Origin of the sequence: Anabaena sp. UHCC 0253, from assembly GCF_009712085.1 — a bacterium.
Classification (GTDB): Bacteria; Cyanobacteriota; Cyanobacteriia; order Cyanobacteriales; family Nostocaceae; genus Dolichospermum.
This window is the reverse complement of the sequence record NZ_VILD01000005.1, coordinates 269,363-273,260: the sequence shown is the minus strand read 5'-3', so window position 1 is coordinate 273,260 and position 3,898 is coordinate 269,363. Positions and strand designations below refer to the sequence as shown.

The window sequence follows — 3,898 nt, the reverse complement described above, 5'->3', positions numbered from 1 at the left end:
AGAGTTAAACCATCCATTTCTGGCATTTCCATATCTAAAATAGCTAAATCAAACTTTTGGTGTTGCAAATAGGCGATCGCTTCTCTTCCTGAAGGCGCAACAATAGGTATCATCCCAAAAGATTGAACTTGTAACATTAAAGATTGACGATTTGTCACATTATCATCAACTATTAATAAACGTTGATTAGCTAATAATTGTTTTTGATTTTCATCATGGATAAATTCAGATTTACTCACAAATGGGGTAACAATACTAAAGGAAAAACGAGATCCTTCACCAATTTTACTTTCAACTTTAATTTTACCACCCATCATTTCCACTAGTCTTTGGCTAATTACCAAACCTAAGCCAGTACCACCATAATGACGAGTAGTGGAAGCGTCAACTTGACTAAAAGGCTTAAATAGTCTATCCATTCTATCTTCTGGAATACCTATACCTGTATCCTTAACCGTAAATATAATTTCATGTATAGCAGAATTTGATTGATTTTTTAATTGACTAGTTACGGAAAGTATCACCTCACCAGATTTAGTAAATTTAATAGCATTACTTAATAGATTAACTAAAATTTGTCTAAGTCTAGCAAGATCACCACTAATTAATTCATAACTTTCTGCATCCATTATATAAGCAAGCTCTAAGTTTTGTTCACTAGCTTTAGGAGCAACTAAATCCAGCGACTCCTCAATACAACTTCTGAGATTAAAAGTTTGTTCTTCTATCTCCAACTTACCAGACTCAATTTTAGAGAAGTCTAAAATATCATTAATTAGTGTCAGCATGGCATCACCACTATTACGAATAATCTCTACAAATTCTCGCTGTTGTGATGTCAATTGAGTATCCAGTAAAAGTCCTGTCATCCCTATGACTGCATTCATTGGTGTGCGAATTTCGTGACTCATAGTTGCCAGAAATTGGCTTTTAGTCTGGTTGGCAATTTCCGCTTCTTCTTTAGCTGATTTGAGTTGTTCTTCTGCTATTTTTTATCTGTAATATCTGTAATTATGCCTACTAGACGATAGGCTTTTCCCTGTTCATTACGAATACATTTCCCCTTCGATGCTATCCAAATATAATTGCCATTGTAATGTTTAATGCGATGAGTATTTTGATAAACATCTGTTTTTCCTTCCAGATGATCATTAATATCAGACATAACTATGAGGAGTGAATCTGGATGTACATTATCTGACCATGTTGAGAAAATATTGGGTAGGGGTTGATCTTCATAACCCAAAATTCTCATCCAAGTGGGTGAATAATAAACTTGATTAGTTATTAAATCCCAATCCCAAATACCATCATTAGTTCCAGAAATTGCTAGTTCATAGCGTTCCTCTCTTTCTCTTAATATTGCTTCTATCTCTTGTCTTTTGATAATTTCTGATTCTAATTCTCGATTAGTAATTGATAATTCTTGAGTTCGTTTTTCTACCCGTTCTTCGAGACTATTTTTAGCACTTTTTATTTCTTGGAACATTTGATTTAGTGCTAAAATCATTGATTTGAAATTGTGCGTTAGAGAGTCTATTTCGGCAACTATACTATTATCAAAAATAATTTCTTCTTCTGCTAAGATTTTTTGGGGTAAATCAGTAGTAACCTGAGTTAATCTCAACATAGGTTGTACTAATTTGTTACTTAGTAACATCGCAGCTATTAAAGCTATAATGGCAGTAAATAACATAATTGATAGATTTTTTATATAGATTGTCCGAATATAATCTATTTGCGGTTTTGTTGGTATTTGAATAACTATTTTGAAGTCAATATCATTATTTAAAGAACTTGTTTGTGCATAAAAGGAGTTTTCCCATTTCCATATAGCTGGTAGATTAGGTGAACTTGGTAGTAAATGAACAACATTATTATTCAAATTGCGAATTTTTTTATCTTCGTAAAGAGTGAAAATTTCTAATGGTTCAATTGTATCTAAGCTAGTAGCAATTACACGATTTTTTTGATCTATAATAGTAATCTCAAAATCTTCATTTATTTTTGTTGTTTCAATTAAATTAATTAATTTTGTTAGCTTTAATTCACCAAAAATAGCACCCAAAAATTGATTATTGTTAACAATAGGCACACCTATATTAACAATTTCATCTTTGCCCAATTTTATTGATGTAGATTGGATATTAGTGGTGAAAGAAGATTCATAATTTTTGAGTTGCTGGAAGTCAGTTCTTTCACTAAAATTTATAGAGGATTTTAGTTGATATGGAGATTTTGCAATAATTTTTCCTGCATTATTGACTATATAAATTTCATTGAACTGTGGAAATATTTTTTGAATATTTTCTAAATTAGCTTGGGTTTTTATAAATGAATTTTCCTCTGTTAAGTCTAGATAGTTAGCAATTCTTTTTAAACTAGTTATATGATTTTCCTGCCAAAATTTAATATTATTTTTAAATGCTAATGATAAAAAATTTATATCTTTAATAATAGCCATTTCAATAGTTTCAGCCGAGCGAATAGCGTTATTTATATTAATTGTCATAACTGGAAAAAATACAAAAGCTATGAATAAATTAAATAATGATTGTTGCCAAGAAATCGTATGTTTTTTTGTTTTGATTCTCAACCATCTTTCTATAGGTAAATAATTAATAATCAAACTACAAACTAGAGCATTGAATATACCATTTACAGCTTGTTTGATAGCGATTAATACTGTTGCTATCAGACTTATTTGTAATATTCCACCATAAAATATAGCGACTAGTGGTATACCTAATACTAACCAATAAATGCCATTTAATAAAAGTAAATTTTGGCTTTGTTTTCGTAAAAATAATCCTACAAATATGGACTCACAAATAAAGATAATCATTGCATAGGGATGTCCCCATAATACCCATGTAAAACTGCTACTGATGATAGAAGCTATTGTTCCCCAAACAGATCCATAAATAGCTACTATGATCAAAACAGCTATGCTACCAAATAAAAAATCAACTCCAAAAAAGAGTGTCAGTTTAAAGTAGTTGCCAAGATATCCTGCAATAATTAGTAAGATAAGTAGTAAAATTTCTTTAGGATTGAGAGATACTTTTGGTAACTTTAATAAATTAGTAAAAAACCGCATATTATTTCAGGTTGGTTGAATAAAGAGTTGGTTCAAGAAGCAAAAAAAAGAGTTAATATTTATATAAGTTAGGACTTACGCAAAATATCTTTGAAACTCTCATTCCTTCGTGTTCTTCGTGTCTTCGTGGTTCATTATTCCGTAACTTGTGCGTAAGTCCTATAAGTAACTAGACAAAAAGAAATCAACTTAGATTAAGTAATGTAAAAAATATTGAGATGATTTCGTAGTAAGGGCTGAAGCCCTTAAATGAGGACTTTAGTCCTCACTACAAAACTGGAATTATTTAGTCCGTTCTACTTATATTTGATAAATTAACTAAAATCATTAGAAATATTAGGCTAAATTTATTCAACTACAGCAGATCCAAAACGATAACCTTTACCATAAACAGTGTGAATCAGTGGAGTTTCGTCCATTACTTCTACCTTCCGACGCAATAGACGAATTAAAGCCGCAATGACATTGCTACTAGGTTGTTCCTCATTTTGCCATAGATGTAGTAAAATCTGACTATGAGTTAGTAATTGTCCAGTATTTTCCATGAAGTATTGTAACAACTGGCTTTCTTTTTGAGAAAGTTCAATAATTCTGGTGTGACGATAAGCTATTTGATTTTCTATATCTAGTTCTAAATCTGCAACAACTAACTTTCCTGTAATGTTACTATGGGATTCTGCCCCAGTGCGACGCAACAAAGCCCGGACTCTAGCTAGTAATTCTCGTAATTCAAAAGGTTTGACTAGATAATCATCAGCACCTGCGTCTAAACCTTGTACCCGGTCATCAAGAGTATCT

General features: G+C 31.2%; 3 protein-coding genes. All 3 read right to left on the bottom strand.

Translation table 11 applies throughout. The features are described from left to right. Positions 1-911 (bottom strand): ATP-binding protein (locus FJR38_RS15490; protein ID WP_168538256.1); only part of this gene is annotated, 911 nt, incomplete at its 3' end. A 74-nt stretch (positions 912-985) separates the two neighbouring features. Next, positions 986-3,100, bottom strand: coding sequence for a PAS domain-containing protein (locus FJR38_RS15485; RefSeq protein WP_168538014.1), 2,115 nt, complete (start codon positions 3,098-3,100; stop codon positions 986-988). 347 nt (positions 3,101-3,447) lie between these two features. Beyond that, positions 3,448-3,898 (bottom strand): response regulator transcription factor (locus FJR38_RS15480; RefSeq protein WP_168538012.1); only part of this gene is annotated, 451 nt, incomplete at its 5' end.